Annotated in this window: 20 protein-coding genes; 16 read left to right on the forward strand and 4 right to left on the reverse strand. The window is 36.0% G+C overall.

Features of this window, described 5'->3' with window-relative positions:
- Positions 1 to 11 precede the first annotated feature (11 nt).
- Positions 12 to 476, forward strand: a complete 465-nt coding sequence (locus CJ229_RS00145; protein ID WP_070457562.1) for a DUF420 domain-containing protein — start codon at positions 12 to 14, stop codon at positions 474 to 476.
- A gap of 36 nt (positions 477 to 512) precedes the next feature.
- Here CJ229_RS00145 and CJ229_RS00150 read toward each other — a convergent pair whose 3' ends face one another.
- Positions 513 to 869 (reverse strand): YugN family protein, encoded by a 357-nt coding sequence (locus tag CJ229_RS00150; RefSeq protein WP_068128914.1) that lies wholly within the window; start codon positions 867 to 869, stop codon positions 513 to 515.
- Between the two features lie 115 nt (positions 870 to 984).
- On the opposite strand from CJ229_RS00150, the gene CJ229_RS00155 reads away from it, so the two are divergent.
- Positions 985 to 1,422 carry a YlbF/YmcA family competence regulator gene (locus CJ229_RS00155; RefSeq protein WP_068128913.1) on the forward strand — a complete coding sequence of 146 codons (438 nt, stop codon included), beginning with the start codon at positions 985 to 987 and terminating at the stop codon, positions 1,420 to 1,422.
- Positions 1,423 to 1,462: 40 nt separating this feature from the next.
- Here the strand turns inward: CJ229_RS00155 and CJ229_RS00160 are convergent, their stop codons facing one another.
- Entirely contained in the window at positions 1,463 to 2,362 is a 900-nt protein-coding gene (locus tag CJ229_RS00160) for a glycerophosphodiester phosphodiesterase family protein (RefSeq protein ID WP_070622413.1), read from the reverse strand.
- 76 nt (positions 2,363 to 2,438) lie between these two features.
- On the opposite strand from CJ229_RS00160, the gene CJ229_RS00165 reads away from it, so the two are divergent.
- Complete coding sequence (locus CJ229_RS00165) at positions 2,439 to 2,678, forward strand: DUF2129 domain-containing protein (protein ID WP_102167247.1); 240 nt, start codon at positions 2,439 to 2,441, stop codon at positions 2,676 to 2,678.
- On the opposite strand, the gene CJ229_RS00170 is transcribed toward CJ229_RS00165, so the two are convergent.
- Positions 2,679 to 3,047 (reverse strand): DUF7147 family protein, encoded by a 369-nt coding sequence (locus tag CJ229_RS00170; protein WP_040929251.1) that lies wholly within the window; start codon positions 3,045 to 3,047, stop codon positions 2,679 to 2,681. It abuts the gene before it with no gap.
- Between the two features lie 39 nt (positions 3,048 to 3,086).
- Here CJ229_RS00170 and rsmD point away from each other — a divergent pair, with 39 nt between their 5' ends.
- Both rsmD and coaD read left to right on the forward strand, forming a co-directional pair.
- The gene (gene rsmD, locus CJ229_RS00175; protein WP_083302021.1) at positions 3,087 to 3,659 is read left to right on the forward strand and encodes a 16S rRNA (guanine(966)-N(2))-methyltransferase RsmD; all 573 of its coding nucleotides are present in this window, start codon (positions 3,087 to 3,089) and stop codon (positions 3,657 to 3,659) included.
- Positions 3,652 to 4,149 (forward strand): pantetheine-phosphate adenylyltransferase, encoded by a 498-nt coding sequence (coaD, locus tag CJ229_RS00180; RefSeq protein ID WP_102167248.1) that lies wholly within the window; start codon positions 3,652 to 3,654, stop codon positions 4,147 to 4,149. The genes rsmD and coaD overlap by 8 nt, the downstream gene beginning before the upstream one ends.
- Here coaD and CJ229_RS00185 read toward each other — a convergent pair.
- The gene (locus CJ229_RS00185; protein ID WP_102167249.1) at positions 4,130 to 5,260 is read right to left on the reverse strand and encodes a nucleotidyltransferase; all 1,131 of its coding nucleotides are present in this window, start codon (positions 5,258 to 5,260) and stop codon (positions 4,130 to 4,132) included. The two genes, coaD and CJ229_RS00185, sit on opposite strands and share 20 nt — an antisense overlap.
- Positions 5,261 to 5,408: 148 nt before the next feature.
- Here CJ229_RS00185 and CJ229_RS00190 point away from each other — a divergent pair, with 148 nt between their 5' ends.
- From CJ229_RS00190 to ftsA, 11 genes are all read left to right on the forward strand, one after another.
- Positions 5,409 to 5,930 (forward strand): YceD family protein, encoded by a 522-nt coding sequence (locus CJ229_RS00190; protein ID WP_040929247.1) that lies wholly within the window; start codon positions 5,409 to 5,411, stop codon positions 5,928 to 5,930.
- A 2-nt stretch (positions 5,931 to 5,932) separates the two neighbouring features.
- Positions 5,933 to 6,106, forward strand: a complete 174-nt coding sequence (gene rpmF, locus CJ229_RS00195; RefSeq protein WP_040929246.1) for a 50S ribosomal protein L32 — start codon at positions 5,933 to 5,935, stop codon at positions 6,104 to 6,106.
- Between the two features lie 110 nt (positions 6,107 to 6,216).
- Positions 6,217 to 7,794 carry a bacillithiol biosynthesis cysteine-adding enzyme BshC gene (gene bshC / locus CJ229_RS00200; protein WP_180953395.1) on the forward strand — a complete coding sequence of 526 codons (1,578 nt, stop codon included), beginning with the start codon at positions 6,217 to 6,219 and terminating at the stop codon, positions 7,792 to 7,794.
- Positions 7,795 to 7,916: 122 nt separating this feature from the next.
- Positions 7,917 to 8,348, forward strand: coding sequence for a division/cell wall cluster transcriptional repressor MraZ (mraZ, locus tag CJ229_RS00205; protein ID WP_070457577.1), 432 nt, complete (start codon positions 7,917 to 7,919; stop codon positions 8,346 to 8,348).
- A gap of 12 nt (positions 8,349 to 8,360) precedes the next feature.
- A complete protein-coding gene (rsmH, locus tag CJ229_RS00210) occupies positions 8,361 to 9,287 on the forward strand; it encodes a 16S rRNA (cytosine(1402)-N(4))-methyltransferase RsmH (protein WP_102167251.1) in 927 nt (308 codons plus the stop codon).
- Between the two features lie 15 nt (positions 9,288 to 9,302).
- Positions 9,303 to 9,677, forward strand: a complete 375-nt coding sequence (gene ftsL / locus CJ229_RS00215; RefSeq protein WP_068128891.1) for a cell division protein FtsL — start codon at positions 9,303 to 9,305, stop codon at positions 9,675 to 9,677.
- Positions 9,667 to 11,844: a penicillin-binding protein gene (locus CJ229_RS00220; protein WP_180953396.1), complete on the forward strand. Its 2,178-nt coding sequence runs from the start codon at positions 9,667 to 9,669 to the stop codon at positions 11,842 to 11,844. Before ftsL ends, CJ229_RS00220 begins: the two co-directional genes overlap by 11 nt.
- A gap of 9 nt (positions 11,845 to 11,853) precedes the next feature.
- The gene (gene mraY, locus CJ229_RS00225) at positions 11,854 to 12,813 is read left to right on the forward strand and encodes a phospho-N-acetylmuramoyl-pentapeptide-transferase (protein ID WP_102167252.1); all 960 of its coding nucleotides are present in this window, start codon (positions 11,854 to 11,856) and stop codon (positions 12,811 to 12,813) included.
- A 3-nt stretch (positions 12,814 to 12,816) separates the two neighbouring features.
- Positions 12,817 to 14,148 (forward strand): UDP-N-acetylmuramoyl-L-alanine--D-glutamate ligase, encoded by a 1,332-nt coding sequence (gene murD, locus CJ229_RS00230; protein ID WP_102167253.1) that lies wholly within the window; start codon positions 12,817 to 12,819, stop codon positions 14,146 to 14,148.
- Between the two features lie 15 nt (positions 14,149 to 14,163).
- Entirely contained in the window at positions 14,164 to 15,309 is a 1,146-nt protein-coding gene (locus tag CJ229_RS00235; RefSeq protein WP_102167254.1) for a cell division protein FtsQ/DivIB, read from the forward strand.
- A gap of 98 nt (positions 15,310 to 15,407) precedes the next feature.
- Positions 15,408 to 16,847: a cell division protein FtsA gene (ftsA, locus tag CJ229_RS00240; protein ID WP_068128883.1), complete on the forward strand. Its 1,440-nt coding sequence runs from the start codon at positions 15,408 to 15,410 to the stop codon at positions 16,845 to 16,847.
- Positions 16,848 to 16,855: the final 8 nt, after the last annotated feature.

The following is a 16,855-nucleotide window of genomic DNA, read 5'->3' on the forward strand; positions in this document are numbered from 1 at the left end:
AGGGTTGAATTATGAATTTGCATTTTATACTACCAACGATTAGTACGTCATTTATCGTATTAAGTGCGATAATGATGGCAATTGGACTTTACAAAATGTTTAAGAAAAGAGACCTTGCTGGTCACGATAAGTTTATGACATTAAGTGCATGGTTTGCGTTAATTTTCTTTATCATTTACTTATCGAAAACAGTATTTTTAGGAAGTACGAAGTTCGGTGGACCTGAACATCTCGTAACATACTATGTTGTATTTTTAATTTCTCATATTATCTTATCTACGACAGGTGGTGTACTTGGAGGATTCCAAGTATTTACAGGTAAGAAGAGAATTTTATCGAAGCATAGAAAAGTTGGAATCTTTGCAGCAGTGATTTGGTTCTTAACAGCAATTACTGGAGTAACTGTGTATATTTTATTATATGTGTTATATCCAGGTGGAGAAACTTCTGGATTACTCGATGCGATATTCCATTAAAAAAACCCGTTACTTTTAAAGTAACGGGTTTTTTTATTAAGCGTGAACAGCTAAGTCGCTGTGTAATGCTCTAATTTTTTGAATTGCATGTTCAACAATTCTTTCTGGGAAATGTTCATCTTTTCCGTATTCAATACCTGTTGGGAAATACCACTTACCAATGTAAGGATCCATAAGTTGAAGTACAGCGTCGTTCGCACCGACGTCACCACTTACTGCATATGCAGGGAAACGTAGGTAAAACACACCTTCAGGAACTTTGTACTGGAAGTCGAACGTCATACGTTCGTAATCCCAACTTCCACCTAAAACACAGCCATGTTCGTTCATGACCTCTTGTAATAAGTTTTGTTCAATTACTAATTTTTCAAGACCAGAATTTTCAAATACCATCCGAGTAGACCTCCCTATTCCAATATCTTTATTTTAATCGAAAAGAGCGAGAAACACAAATACAATTTTATGTACTACAATAGTATGGTATCATATTCTCAGTAGGAGGATGCGTATGTTTTCTACAAATCAAACAATCGAAATTTTAGATCATCTCGATCACATTAACGATATGGTAAAATCTTCTGAGGAATTTAAATCATATATATATTACAAACATAAATTAGAACAAGATAATGATACACAAATGCTCATCAAACAATTCAATAGATTAAAAGAAGACTTTGAAGAAGTTGAACGTTTTGGGAGATATCATCCAGACTATAAAGAAAAACGTAAAGAGATTCGTTTATTTAAAAAGAAAGTAGATATGGATGAAAACGTCATAGAATTTAGACGGGCAGAGTATGTACTACAAAGTTTACTCGACGAGATTTTATATATAATCGGTAAGTCTGTCAGTGATCATGCCAATGTCGTTAGTACGAATCCATTTTTTGCAAGTGGAGAGTCAAACTGTATGACGGGTGGCGGATGTAGTTGTGCGAGTTAAATAAAAACGGATTCGTATTTTACGAATCCGTTTTTTGTTATTAATAATTAATGAGTAGATTTGCTTTGTCTGGATAATCTGTAACGATCGTATGTGCACCTAAGTTTAGTAAGCGTGTCATCTCATTTGTATCGTTGATGACCCAATATCCGACTTTAACGTTTAAATCATCTAAGTAACGAATGAATCCAGCGTTATCGAGCTTAACAGACGATAAATTAATCGGGATTTGGAATGTGTCTCTTGACGGTTGGTATAGGTGACCAAGCCCACTATGGTAAAGCGTGTATGCTTTTGTCACTTCCTCAGTGCCAGCACCTAACGCAATTAAATCTCCACTAAAACTCGTGAAGCGGCGAATTTGTTCATCTTCAAAACTTGTCACAATGACGCGGTCAGTTGCTTTCTCATCTAATATAAGTTCGAATAGTAGAGGTGCAATTTTTTGACCTGCTTCTGTATCGATCGAATCTTTCATGTCGATGTTAATAATTTGGTGTGGATATTCTTTAAATAATTCACGTAAAGTAACGATGCCGGCATCAGGATGCCCACGATATATGTAGTTGCCTCTTACGTCTTTAAAGTTATATCCAAAATCTAATTTTCGTAATTCGTCGAGCGTATAGTCTGAAACTTTTCCGCTATACTCAGTAACTCTATCTACATATAAGTCGTGAAGTACGACGATCTCATTGTCTTTTGTAAGTCGTACGTCGATTTCAAAACCGTCGACGTTTTGATTTACTGCATTATTAAACGCGAGTCTCGTATGCTCTGGATAATTTCCTTTACCTCCACGATGAGCGAATATGTATGGTCCGGGTCTTTTAAAGACAGGTTTCATTTCGTTTACTCTTCGTTCTGCTTGGATTTTACTATAAATATAAGCACTAGAAAGGCCAGCAGTAAGTAGAAGTAGTTTTGTACGTAATTTCATAATTGTCCTCCTAATGTGTCTAGTATACTAAAAGTTAAATGTGTTATCATGTGTTTAACGAAGAAGGGTGATATATATGCTAAAGGACCGCATTGGAATATATATTTATTTTAAGCATAATAAATTTATTAGACAGTTAAAGCGTCATGGTCATGTCGTTTACGTCAATACAAATAAGCAATATATGCTTATATATATCGATGAGAACGAGCTCGATGACACTTTAAAACGCTTATCTAACTTAAAATATGTGACAGAAGTACTCGTCAGTGAATATAAAAATATTAAACTATCCTATCCAAAAGGAACAGTTTAATTATTTTAACGGTGGAATGAGATGGTTGAGTCGTAACACACCGATCATATATTGGAAGAACAATTCCTCTTCATGAAAATCCTTCGGATCACGTGCTGTCATCTCGACGACTTGTATATCGTATAATTCACATAATTCGCGAATCATTTCGTACATTTTACCTTCCGGGCCGTTTCTTAGCCCTCGAAGGATTGTATAAAGAGCTTGGAAGTCTTTTTCGACAGGGTTCATGATTAAACTAAACGATGACGGCGCATCTTCATGGTGAAAGAAGATCGCTTTATTTACACGTTTGTGATTGTATTCGAGTAACGCTTTCAACTCGAAAATCTCGCTGTAGCCATGTCCTAAGACGATAAATTTTTGCATGAAATTTCAACCTCTCATAATTGTTTCTTTAATTATAGTATAAATAGAAAACGAGGTGTATACGTGAGAGTAATTACTGGTAAATATAAAAAAAGACGTATTGAGACGCTCGAACATAAAGACACGCGTCCGACGAGTGAAAAAGTAAGAGAAAGCATGTTTAGCGCAATCGGTGAAAGAGTCAGTGGGGATGTGCTCGATTTATTTGCAGGATCTGGTGCGCTTGGAATCGAGGCGTTATCTCGAGGCGGAGAACGCTGTATTTTTGTTGACGGTGCAAAAGACGCCATTCGTATCATTCATAACAATACGAAAGGGTTAGACGAACCTGTTGAAATTTACCGAAATGATTTTAGACGAGCGTTAAAAGCACTAAGTAAACGAGATAGACAAATGGATTTAATATTTTTAGATCCACCGTACAATAAAAAGTTGATCGATGAAGCACTTCATCTCATTAAAACGTACGATATATTGAAAAAAGACGGAATCATTATCGTTGAAGCGGGTGCGAATGAAACGATAGACTTAAATGGTTTTGTTGAATTAAAGCATAACGAAGTTGGAACGATTCAATATAAAGTGTTAACAACGGAGGAAAATTATGACTAAGAAAAAAATCGCAGTATGCTCTGGATCATTTGACCCGATTACATATGGACACATCGACATTATTGAACGTGCGTCAAGAATCTTTGACGTCGTCTATGTGTGTGTATCACATAACCAAACAAAAAAAGGATTATTTACACCAGACGAACGTGTACACCTCATCGAAGAAACAATCTCTCATATTGACAATACGAAAGTTGATAAGCATGAAGGGTTGTTAATAGATTTTTGTAAAAAAGTCGATGCAGATGCAATCGTTCGTGGATTACGTGCAGTTTCAGATTTTGAATATGAAATGCAGATGGCATCGATGAATAGAAAGCTCGCTGAAAATATCGAGACGTTATTTATTATGACGAATAACAAATATTCGTTTATTTCGAGTTCAATCGCAAAAGATGTGGCAAAACACCACGGTAAAATTAGTGATGTCGTGCCACCAGTAGTCGAAGAAGCTCTCGTAGAAAAGTTTAAGACTTTAGAATCATAACAGGTTGATTAAAATCATTCACACGTCCTTGCGTTAACGTGTTATATATATGCGTCGCTTTTATCGTTTCGTAAAAGTCTGGCGCATCTTTTTTTGTTAAATTTGTTATAAAGCGACGATCTTGGATTGTCGATAAGTATTGTTGACCAGTATGATTCATTGCAAGCACTCTTAACTTATTCACCTCATAGTTACGAAAATCTTCTTCTGTAACGTTTAAAAGAACGTATAAGAGTAGACGTTGAAGACGTGTTCTCGTATAGCGTTTCGTTTTAATAGAATCGATAAACGATTCGTAATTATTTGATAGACGAATATTCTTTTTAAGACGATGTTCGAGACCTTCAGTCATCATGTATATGTCTTTTAAATCGTTTAAAGAACTGCGCTCGATAATTACTTTTAACGTATTAAACATGTGCTCATTTGTAATGACCTTATCTTCCATAATCACTTTTGCGAGAGTTTCTGGCATAAATTGAATCGCATGTTCGAGTTCTCCATTTAATAATGACTCGCGTATACTCGTCGCACTTGAAAACTGACTATGAGAGAGTGTTTTATCGTTATAGTTGTTACCCGTGCGTTTAACCGTGTGCATAGAGACGTCAAAGTTTAAATCGTCGCGTGCTTTTAAATAACTCATGCCGAGCGTGTTGTTTGGAGATTGAAATGCATCTTCATTTGTTAAGTCGTACATTGCACGTGGATACGAATATCCTTTTTGTAACATCGGTACGAGGTCTTCTTTCGTAATACGCTTTGCTTTTAAGTATGCACTATGGAGTTTCTCGATATCATCGAGTTCACTTCCGAAGACGATATCGGTAGTTTGTAGCATCTTTGCAGCAAGAAGCCCCCCATATGCGAAGTCATCCGCATAACTGATCGCATATAGTGTCGGTAGTTCAATGACTAAATCAACGTGTTTAATTGCTTCTTGTGCACGGTTAAATTTATTCGTCACAGCGAGTTCTCCGCGCTGAGTAAAGTTACCAGACATGATCGCAATCGTCACGTCCGGTTGAATTAATTGTTTGGAAGACTCGATGTGGTAAATATGACCGTTATGAAACGGGTTATACTCTGTAATTAAAGACAAAACTTTCATATCGCAACACTCCGTTTATTATTCGATATCATTATATCAAAATAGATAATAAATCTTAATTTTATTCGGTGATATGTTAAGAAAATAACTTGACACTTTCACTGAAAATCGGTAGAATGTTTGTTGTGCTTATAAGAGGTGGGTAAATATGAAGTGGTCATTATCGGAACTCAGAAAGTTTCAAAATACCGCATTTACTTTTGAAGAACACTTATCACTTGAAGATGTTTCGAATCGTCAAGACGTTCTAGATGTAAGTGACATTTTCACAGAAGGCTCAATCAAAAACAGTGGTCATGAATTTTATGTCGACATAACAATTCAAGCACGTGTTAAAATGGTTGATAGTCGTTCTGGAGAGGATGTTTTTTACGATTTAAGCGTAAATTCGTTTGAAACGTATGATGAGACGCTTGAAGCGGATGAAAAGCTAGAAGATCCGTCATTACATCCGGTGCTACATGAACTCGACTTAGAACCAGTCATTCGTGAGTTAATAAATGTTAGCATTCCTGAAGTGTATTCTGAAAGTAATGAATTACCGGACTCATCAAACACTGATAATTGGAACGTCTACGGTAGTATCGAAGCGTACGAAAAAGATAAGCCTGTAGACCCAAGATTAAAAAAATTAGAAACGCTGTTTAAAACAGACGAAACGGAGGATTAACAATGGCAGTACCTAAAAGAAGAACTTCGAAAACTCGTAAAAATAAACGTCGTACACACATTAAGTTAAGTGCACCAGGAATGGTTGAGTGCCCTGAGTGTGGAGAAATGAAATTAAGACACCGCGTTTGCCCGAACTGTGGGTCATATAACGGTGCAGAAGTTGTAAACAACTAACATGGACATAGAAATGTCCATGTTTTTTTATTTATAAACTATTTATTTGTGTCATACGGATAAATTCCATATAATTTTATTTAACTATGACGATTGTTAGGAGACACATTATGAGGTATCTGTTTAATGATGAATTTAATGATGACATTCACTGTATAAGCGAAGAGGATTATAAGTTCTTTCATCATAATAAGTTTGATGATGAATCGCTTCATCGATTAATTAAAAGAGCACCACATGAACATACAGAAAGACTCGCGTCTATAATCGAAAAAGATATGCTCGAAATTGTTGGTGATCTTACAGAAAGTCAAAGAAATAATATTAAAAAATTAAAAAATGGCCATAAAGTCGTCATCGGCGGACAACAAGCAGGTCTGTTTGGCAGTCCAGCATATATTTTGCATAAAGTGATTTCGATTTTAGTCGTCGTAAAAGATATTAAGGAAAAAGTGAATTACGACGCGGTACCTGTATTTTGGGTCGCGTCTGAAGATCACGATTACAATGAAATTAACCATACTCACGTTTACGATAGTTTGCATAAACGTATTAAAAAAGTGTCATATAAACCAAATCTCGATATACAAATGAGTATCGGCTTTTATGAATACGATAAAAAAGAAATGTTAAACGTTCTCGATGAAGTATTTAATTATACAGAGGACTCAAAGCAAAATATCGAAATTAAAAATACAATCGAACGAGAAATTAATGCGCACACATACTGGTCAGAGCTCTTTACAGCACTAACAAATAAAGTGTTCAGTGAGCATGGCTTACTCATATTTAATGCGCACAGCAAAGACGTTAGACAGTTAGAAAAAGAGATTTTTCAACGAATAATCGAAAAATCAGAGGAAATTGACGCAGCGTTTAGATCTGGTCAACAGTCATTTAATCAACACTTCGATATCAGCCCTACGATTCAAACGGACACGAATGTTCATTTATTTATTCATTCTGAATCGAACAGAGAGCTACTTCATCGTGACGGTGACGTCTTTAAAACTGAAGACAAAACATATACGAAAGAAGAGTTGTTAAACTATTTAAATGAATCACCAGAAACATTTAGTAACAACGTCGTCACGCGTCCGTTAATGCAAGAGTTGCTATTTAATACAATTGTCTTTTTAGGTGGAGGCGCAGAAGTAAAATATTGGGGAGAACTTCACGAAGTATTTAAAGTAATGGATAGAGAAATGCCGATCGTCTTAAAACGTATGTCTTTCCTCCACGTTCCACCACAATTAGAAAAACGATTAAACGAATACGATTTATCGTTAACACCGAATTTAGTTGAACATATTGAAAAAGAAAAAGATAAACTTATAGATAAATCGACGAATGAAAAGTTGTTACAACGTATTCAAACTCTAAAAGACGTGATTGAACAACACTATGACTCTCTTGGAGAAGTAACTGAAACTAAACATGAAGAGACACTCATCGATATTAACGAATCTCGTATGTTAAAAGAAGTCGATTATTTACAACGAAAATATCAATACGATGTCAAACGACAAGTGAGAAATAAACTCAATCAATTAGATGAACTTCTAATGTTATTACTTCCGAAAAATGCACTGCAAGAGCGTACGTTCCACCCAACAGTATTTTCAAATGCGTTCATTGATTTTACACCATTAACTTATACGGATCAGTTAATCATTATTATAGACTAACCCTTAAAAACGGCTCAAAAAGTTGAGCCGTTCTTTTTTTGCAATTTTTTTAAGAAGAAAGTGGTGGAAAGTGGTAGAATATGGTAAATTATTAATATAGTAGGTGGGAGGAGGTAGTTTGGGTGTTTATTGGCGAGTATCATCATAATTTAGACGCTAAAGGACGCATGATCGTCCCGAGTAAATTTCGAGATGAATTACAAGCGCAATTTGTCATTACTCGCGGATTAGATAAATGCTTATTTTGTTATACAGTCGACGATTTTAAAGCGATTGAACAAAAGACAAAACAACTACCACTCACAAAACGTGATGCAAGACGTTTTACACGACTATTCTTTTCTGGCGCAGCGATTGTTGACGTCGATAAGCAAGGACGTGTAAACATCCCACAACATTTAAGAGACTACGCAGATTTAAGTAAATCGTGCACAGTCATCGGTGTTTCAGATCGTGTGGAGATTTGGGATACAGACAGCTGGAACGATTTTTACAGTGATTCAGCAGATAACTTTGAAATGATTGCAGAAGATTTGATTGATTTTGATTTATAAGAGGGTGACAAAATGTTTAAACATGACACAGTATTACTAAAAGAGACAATTGATGGTTTAAACATTAAACCTGAAGGCATCTATGTAGACGCTACACTTGGTGGTGGCGGACATACATCTTATTTACTAGATCAATTGACGACAGGTCGAGTGATTTCATTTGACCAAGACATTCTTGCAATTAATCACGCAAAAGAAAAATTTGATGACGACCGATTAACGCTCGTTCATAGAAATTTTAAATATTTAAAAGAAGAATTAAATAAACTCGGCATCGAAAAAATCGATGGCATTTTATATGATTTAGGCGTATCGAGTCCTCAGCTTGATTTAGTAGAACGTGGCTTTTCACATTCGAAAACAGCGCGACTCGACATGAGAATGGATCAAACACAAAGTCTAGATGCTTATGAAATTGTAAATACATATAGCTATGACGATCTCGTACGCATTTTCTTTAGATATGGTGAAGAGAAATTCTCAAAACAAATCGCACGTGAAATCGAAAAACGACGTGCGGAAAAGCCAATTGAAACGACGACAGAGTTAAGCGACTTAATTAAGTCGAAAATTCCTGAAAAGTTTAAACGCATGAAAGGCCACCCAGCACGCCGAGTCTTTCAAGCATTACGTATCGCAGTAAATAACGAACTTGAAGTATTTGAAAATAGCTTACAAGATGCGATCGAATTGTTAGATAAAGGTGGTAGAGTTTCGGTCATTACGTTCCACTCACTCGAAGATAGAATTTGTAAACAAATTTATTTAGAGTATGAACGCGGACCCGAACTACCTAAAAACATGCCGATTATCCCTGAAGGATACGAGCCAATTTTAAAAAGAGTCAATAAAAAGCCGATACTAGCGAGTGACGAAGAACTTGAGAATAATAGTCGTGCACGTAGCGCTAGACTTAGAATCGCAGAAAAGTTAAAGTGATAGGGAAGTGAAACCATGGAAGCAGCACGCGTAAGACAAACAGTTCAAAAAGAACACACACAACAAAATCATGTACATAACGTAGCGCCAAAGAAAAAACGCTACCTTGTAAGTCTGAAGTTAAATGAGCTTCTGTTATATGTCGCTTTAATGATTGTTTTATCGGCAGCAGTAGTATTTGTACTCAACACAAAATTAGAAGCGCATGAATATGAGAGAGAAATATCTCAAATCAACTACGAAATTAACGCTACAGAAAAAGAGATAGACGAACTAACAACAGAAGTTACACATTTATCTTCATACGAACGCATTTATCAAAAAGCAAATGAACTTGGGCTAAAACCAAACAATGATAATGTAAAGGTTGTTAGGAAGTATGAAAAGTAATTTTAAGTCTAATATCTTTAAGTCGTTAAAACAGCGACGTAAAAATCAATTTACTTTTTCAATACCGATTATTACACTCCTTATTTATATTAGTTTAGGAGTGTTTTTTGCTTTACTCGTTTTTAATATCATTACGATTATGTTGTTTAAAAATGTGGATGACGTCAATTTAAAAGATCAAGCGCGCAGTAAATATGAACGTCACACCGTTAACCGTGCTGAACGTGGTAAAATTACTGACCGCGATGGGAATGTTTTAGCAAGAGATACGGAAGCTTATAATATCGCGGTCATCGTCGGACAAGATTTTGATAATCATATCGAAGATAAAAACGAAGTAGCAAAAGTCTTATCTGAAATTATGAATATGGAAGAAAAAGAAATTTTAAAGGTAATCGATGATGGTATTAAAAATAATAGATATCAAGTTGAATTCGGTAGTAAAGGAAGAAATATCGATTATAAAGCAAAAAGATTAGTAGAAGAGAAAGAATTAAAAGGAATCATTTTTACTCCTGTTGTCAAACGCTCGTATCCTAACGGAGTGTTTGCTTCACATTTAATTGGAATGGCTGAGTTAAATGAAGACGGGGATATGAATGGTGCTGTAGGTATTGAAAAAGAATACAATAAAGAATTAACCGGAAAAGACGGCTTTAAAGATTATAACGTCGATAGTTGGAACTATATCGTTCCTGGAACGATGGAAAGTGAAGAAGCGGTCGATGGGTTAGACGTTGAACTTACGATTGATTCTAACATCCAACTTTACTTAGAAGACTCATTAGATGATATGCAAGAACACTTCGAACCTGAAGAGTTATTTGCTTTTGTTGCAGATGCAAAAACAGGCGAAATCCTAGGCGCAGGTCAACGTCCGTCATTTAACCCAGATACTCGAGAAGGGTTTGGGACGAGCTGGTTAAATATGCTTTATGAATATCAATTCGAGCCAGGAAGTACGTTTAAAGTATTTACATTAGCGGCAGCAATTGAAGAAGGTAAGTATGATCCAAATCAGTACTACACGACAGGTAATAGACAAGTGATGGATGCGACGATTTACGACTGGGAAAAGTCAGGTTGGGGTACAATTACTTATAACGAAGGGTTACAATATTCTTCGAACACTCTAATGATGGATTTACTCGATTCAGTCGGACCTAAAAAGATGCTCGAATATTATCAGTCATTTGGATTTGGGACACCTACGAAATCAGAATTTAATACAGAAGCAAGTGGTCAAATCGTGTGGGACAATGAACTTCAACAAAAGACGAGTTCGTTTGGGCAAACGATTAGTGTCACGCCAATTCAAATGATTCAAGGATTTACTGCGTTACTGAACGACGGGATGATGAAAAAACCATACGTCGTTCAGTCAGTTGTCGACCCAGAAACGAACGAAGAAGTATATCGAGGTCAAGAACGTAATCTCGGACAAGTCATTAGTAAAGAAACAGCCGAGAAAACGATGGAAGAGATGAGCACACTCGTCGCAGGTTCGTTAGATATAAACAGTATGTACGCACTCGATGACTATCAAGTCACAGGTAAAACTGGTACAGCACAAATATATGACGAAAAAACGGGCGGATATTTAACAGGAGAATATGAGTTTATAACGTCATTTATCGGATATGCACCAGTTGAGGATCCACGAATTATCGTCTATTACGGTATTAAACGTGCATCAAAAAATAAAAGTGAGACGTGGGACTTCGGTGTGTCGAGAGGATTTAATCCGTTAATGGAACGCTCACTGAAATATTTAGACGTTAAAGACGTTCAAAACAGTCAAGAAATTAAAACGATTAAAATGGAAGACATTACAGGTCAAAACATTGAAGACGTCGACGTATTACAAAATGATTTATTAAAACAAGTGTATGTCGGTGAAGGAACGAAAGTTGAAGACTATTATCCAAAACATGATGAAATGTTACCGTCTGAAGTGCTCGTCATCGTCACAGACGGTGAACGTACGATGCCGGACTTACGTGGATTTTCTAAGCGTGACGCATTACTCATCATGGACTATCTCGGACTTAAATCGAACTTTAAAGGTGAAGGTTACGTCACAGCACAAACGATTAAACCAGGTGAGCCACTTGGAGATAAACAAAAAGTCAACTTTACGTTACAAATGAAAGACCCAAACAATTAGGAGGTAACGATGAGTATAATATTATTAATCATTTCATTTATATTGTCTGCAACGTTAATGAAAATGATGATACCAAAGTTAAAACAATTAAAATTTGGACAAGCAATTCGTGAGGAAGGTCCGGAAAGTCATTTAGCGAAAACAGGCACACCGACAATGGGTGGTATTTCATTTATTTCTGTAACGGTCGTGTTATCGATAATATGTATGTTCTTCGTTGAAGACGTTTCGAAATTACTCATCCTCGTCATCGTAACGCTAGGATTTGGATTAATTGGTTTTATTGACGATTACATCATCGTTGTAAAAAAAGATAATAGAGGATTAACATCTAAGCAAAAAGCGCTGGCACAAGTAGTCGTGTCAATTATCGTCTTTTTCATTATGATGAAATTCGTACCTTCTATTGAGCTTGGTGTTTCGATACCAATGACAGATATTACAATTCCACTCGGTGTGTTTTTCATCGTTTGGATCGTATTCTGGCTCGTTGGTTTTAGTAACGCTGTAAACTTAACGGACGGTTTAGACGGGTTATCAACAAGTACGACGATTATTGCGAACGGTGCATTTTTAGCCATTGCGTGGTTACATTCAGAAAAAGAAATTATTTTATTTTTATCGATACTAATTGGTGCACAACTCGGATTTTTACTATTTAACAAATATCCAGCGAAGGTATTTATGGGAGACACTGGATCTTTAGCACTCGGTGGGATTGTCGGTATCGTATCGATTATATTAAACAACAGTTTATTACTGCTTATAGTCGGTATCATATTCGTCATCGAAACATCATCCGTCATTATACAAGTCGTATCATTTAAAACGACAGGTAAACGTGTATTTAAAATGACGCCGATTCACCACCACTTTGAATTGTCTGGATGGAATGAACGTAAAATTGTATTCGTATTTTCATTCGTTGGTTTAATTTTTGGTCTAATTGGTATTTTAATCGGAGGCTAAATTATGAAAGAAATCGAATCATTTAAACATAAAAAGGTGCTCGTTTTAGGTTACGGACGAAGTGGTCGTAGTGCGATAGAAGCACTGTTTAAACTCGGTGCAGACATTACACTTACTACGAGTGAAGTACTCGTTGAAGAGAGTGTTATAAATCATTTAAAACAAATGAATGTGAAAGTCGTCGATGGTCATCATCCAGAGCATCTATTAAACGACACAGAGTTGATCGTTAAAAATCCAGGTATTCCGTATACGATTCCTTTTTTACAGGAAGCTTTAAAACGCAATATTAAAATTATTACTGAAGTAGAACTTGCGTATTTAATCACAGATAATGAGATTATTGGTATTACCGGAACGAACGGAAAAACGACGGTAACAGAACTCGTTGGTAGACTTCTCACTGACGGAAACCGTACTCCAATTTTATGCGGGAACATCGGATATCCAGCAAGCCAAGCGGCGCTTGAAGAACAGTCAGACGAACTCGTAATGGAATTGTCTAGCTTTCAATTAATGGGCATCGATACGTTTAGACCGAATATCGCAGTATTTACAAACATATATGAAGCGCATCTCGATTATCATAAAGATTTAAATGAGTATCAATCAGCGAAACTATCTCTGATGAAAAATATGAGAGACACAGACATTGTTATTTTTAATCAATCACAACGACATTTTGTCGAATGTAAAGATGTGAAGAGTAACATTTACTTCTTCAGTATCGATGAGGAAGCAGATGCATATGTAAAAGATAACTGGATTTATGTATTTGGTAAAAAAATAATAAATATCGAAGAAATTCTGTTAAAAGGTCCACATAACTTAGAGAATATCCTTGCGAGTTTACTCGTTGCACATTTAAAAAATGTACCGATTGAGCATATGAAATATGTTTTAACGACGTTTAAAGGTATCGAGCACCGTATGGAATTCGTCGATGAAAAACTCGGCATGAGATTTTATAACGATTCTAAAGCGACGAACGCGCTCGCGACGACATTTGCATTAGATAGCTTTAATACGCCGACGATTTGGATTGCTGGTGGATTAGACCGTGGACAAGATTTCAAAGAACTTCTTCCACATTTAAAGCATGTAAAACTCGGTATCGTATTTGGTGAAACGAAAGAAAAGCTAAAGCAATTTTTAAATGAAAACAATATCGAAGTGATTGAAACAGATAATCCATTCACAGCTGTCGACATTGTCAAAACATATGGTAATGCTGGAGACAAAGTGCTATTTTCACCAGCGTGTGCGAGTTGGGATCAGTATCCTGATTTTGAAACGCGTGGCCGACATTTTAAAGAAGCAGTTCATCAATTATAAAAAGGAGGGGACACGATGAGTGAAGATTTTAACGTAGATGATTTAAAAAAGAAGTTAAAAAAGAATCATACGACTAAAAAAGATAAGAAGCATACACACACTGACGATGTCCCCTCATTTAAAACGGAACTTGAAGTCATAGAAGCACTCGTTCAGGAAGGTGTTATAACACTACAACAAGATGAAGTGACAAAGAGTGACGAAGACACGTTAGATCCATCTTTAATTGAAGACTACCGAGATGAAGAAAAGGATACACCTTCTTTAGAATATGAGTCTCTAGAAGATGAAAAAGAGACGCTAAAAGAGACGCTAAAAGAGCGATTTAAATCCGTTAAAAAGCCACAGTTATCACTACCAAATTTAAATTATAAAAAACTTATATTACTTATTGGAATTGGGCTCGTTTTAATTACGATAGCTACATATTTAATATCCAGTCTATCTGATATTAAAGAAGTTGAAATTGTCGGGAATGAAAACATCACCGACAAAGAAATACTAGATAGAAGCGGTATAGACAAAGGACAAAAAATGTACTTGCTTCAGTCAAATAAATCTGAAGATAAAGTAAAAGTGTTACCGATTATACAGTCAATTGACATCGAACGTGAATGGCCAAATAAAGTTATTATAAATGTTAAAGAACATAACGTCGTTGGTTTTATTGAAAGTAACCGAAACTATTATCCAGTACTCGAAAACAAACGCGTATTAAGAGGATTTCATATGGAACCTGTAGATGCACCGATTATCCATTTCTTTGAAGGTAAAGAATTCGACGCACTTGTCGATAGTTTAAACGATGTCAATCCAGAGATGTTACGAATGATTTCTGAGATATATTATCGACCGTATGATGAATCATATACGAGAATTCAAGTACTTATGAATAACGGTCAGGAAATTATCGCAGACTATACGACATTTGGTGAGAAGATCAACTACTTTAATGGAATGCGCGAATCTATAGGAGATAATGAGGGGATTATCGATTTAGAAGTGAGTAATGCGTTTATTCCGTATAATACTGAAGAAGCAAGGCGTGTGAAGCGCGACATGTCAAGTATTCCAAGACATGTACCTTATATCGAAGATATAAACGAAAGCCTAGATGTGATTAAGAAATCACTTGAAAAAATCGAAACATCAACAGATTAGTGAAAAGTTTCATTTATTTAACTGATTTAGTTCACAATTCGCTTTATTTAAGGTAAACTATAGGATAGATTATTCTGAAAAGATTGGGAGGCATTCAGGTGAAGGAACAATATTATGTTGCCCTAGATGTAGGGTCCTCGAGTGTTAAAATCGTGATTGGAGAGAAATTTCACGATGGTGTAAATATTATTGGTACTGGCCAAACCTTCACTGATGGCGTATCAAAGGGTATGATTCGAGATTTTGATCTCGCTAAAAGTGGAATTATAGATACAGTGAAAAAAGCAGAACTAATAGCAAATATAGATATTGACGAAGTATTTTTAAAAGTTCCAATAACGAATTCTGATGTCATATTTACAACAGAAACGTTAAGATTCTCTGGTAAAGATACAGAAATCGATGGAGAACTCATCGAAGAATTACTTGAAAATATTCGCTTTAAAGAAATTTCAACAGATCAAGAAATTGTCACAGTATTCCCTGTGTCATTTGTCGTTGACGATTTACATGAAGTCGAAGATCCAAAAGGGATTATCGCTAGAGAAAGTCTCACTGTGAAAGCTGGTATCATCGCTGTAGATCGTACGTTATTCTTAAACATGGGTAACTGTGCGGCAGAAGCAGGTCTAGATATCGTAGACGTCACTTCAGACGCATATAACTACTCACATATTTTAACAGAGGCTGAAATTGAACTCGGCGCAGTCGTTATGGATATCGGAGCTGACTTAACACAGTACGCATACTATAAAGATGGATCGTTAAAATATGCAGGTGTTATCCCTGCAGGTGGTAACACGATTACTGAAGTCATTGCGAGAGAGTTTAATACAGACTTCCATTATGCAAACCGTGCAAAAGAGCAATATGGTCACGCATTTTACGAAAGAGCACCAGAAGGTGAACGCGTCGTCTTCCCACAAAACAACGGTGATAAAGACGTAGAAGTGAGTGCGAAAGACTTATCTGACGTCATCGAAGTGACTCTTGAAGATATGTTTATGGAAATCTTTAGAGAACTCGGTGAAGCGAATATCGACGATATTAGCGGTGGATTCGTCATTACAGGTGGTACTGCAAACATGAGAGGAATTAGAGATTTACTACTCGATATTGTTTCTGAAAAAGTACGCGTTCATATCCCAACACAAATGGGTGCGAGAAAACCTGAATTCACGAGTGCAATCGCTACAGTTGAAAGCGGTATTCGTTTTGATGAACTCCTCGATTATGTTACAATTGATAATCATGAAGATGATTATGACAGAGATGACAACGAACCAATTGTAGAAGAAGAAAAACAGTCGATTTTCCCTTCTCTATTTAGAGAAAGAAAAGAGAAAAATCAAAGTGTTGAAGTCGAAGAAGACGTTGAATATGAGTCAGACGACGACCGATACGAAGAAGACGAACATGACGATTACGAACGTGAAATCGTTGAGACGTCAGATGTTAAAAATGCCCCGCCAAAAGAAAAAGAGAAATCTGACTTTGGTGGATTTATGAAAAAAGTATTTAAGAATTTATTTGAGTAATTAAAATT

This window comes from Nosocomiicoccus massiliensis, assembly GCF_002871345.2.
Classification (GTDB): Bacteria; Bacillota; Bacilli; order Staphylococcales; family Salinicoccaceae; genus Nosocomiicoccus; species Nosocomiicoccus ampullae_A.

Bases quoted from the DNA above. Each gene is read 5' to 3' on its own strand.
- CJ229_RS00145 (WP_070457562.1), top strand. From the start codon at position 12: ATGAATTTGCATTTTATACTACCAACGATTAGTACGTCATTTATCGTA.
- CJ229_RS00150 (WP_068128914.1), bottom strand. From the start codon at position 869: ATGGTATTTGAAAATTCTGGTCTTGAAAAATTAGTAATTGAACAAAAC.
- CJ229_RS00155 (WP_068128913.1), top strand. From the start codon at position 985: ATGTTTTCTACAAATCAAACAATCGAAATTTTAGATCATCTCGATCAC.
- CJ229_RS00160 (WP_070622413.1), bottom strand. From the start codon at position 2,362: ATGAAATTACGTACAAAACTACTTCTACTTACTGCTGGCCTTTCTAGT.
- CJ229_RS00165 (WP_102167247.1), top strand. From the start codon at position 2,439: ATGCTAAAGGACCGCATTGGAATATATATTTATTTTAAGCATAATAAA.
- CJ229_RS00170 (WP_040929251.1), bottom strand. From the start codon at position 3,047: ATGCAAAAATTTATCGTCTTAGGACATGGCTACAGCGAGATTTTCGAG.
- coaD (WP_102167248.1), top strand. From the start codon at position 3,652: ATGACTAAGAAAAAAATCGCAGTATGCTCTGGATCATTTGACCCGATT.
- CJ229_RS00185 (WP_102167249.1), bottom strand. From the start codon at position 5,260: ATGAAAGTTTTGTCTTTAATTACAGAGTATAACCCGTTTCATAACGGT.
- CJ229_RS00190 (WP_040929247.1), top strand. From the start codon at position 5,409: ATGAAGTGGTCATTATCGGAACTCAGAAAGTTTCAAAATACCGCATTT.
- rpmF (WP_040929246.1), top strand. From the start codon at position 5,933: ATGGCAGTACCTAAAAGAAGAACTTCGAAAACTCGTAAAAATAAACGT.
- bshC (WP_180953395.1), top strand. From the start codon at position 6,217: ATGAGGTATCTGTTTAATGATGAATTTAATGATGACATTCACTGTATA.
- rsmH (WP_102167251.1), top strand. From the start codon at position 8,361: ATGTTTAAACATGACACAGTATTACTAAAAGAGACAATTGATGGTTTA.
- ftsL (WP_068128891.1), top strand. From the start codon at position 9,303: ATGGAAGCAGCACGCGTAAGACAAACAGTTCAAAAAGAACACACACAA.
- CJ229_RS00220 (WP_180953396.1), top strand. From the start codon at position 9,667: ATGAAAAGTAATTTTAAGTCTAATATCTTTAAGTCGTTAAAACAGCGA.
- mraY (WP_102167252.1), top strand. From the start codon at position 11,854: ATGAGTATAATATTATTAATCATTTCATTTATATTGTCTGCAACGTTA.
- murD (WP_102167253.1), top strand. From the start codon at position 12,817: ATGAAAGAAATCGAATCATTTAAACATAAAAAGGTGCTCGTTTTAGGT.
- CJ229_RS00235 (WP_102167254.1), top strand. From the start codon at position 14,164: ATGAGTGAAGATTTTAACGTAGATGATTTAAAAAAGAAGTTAAAAAAG.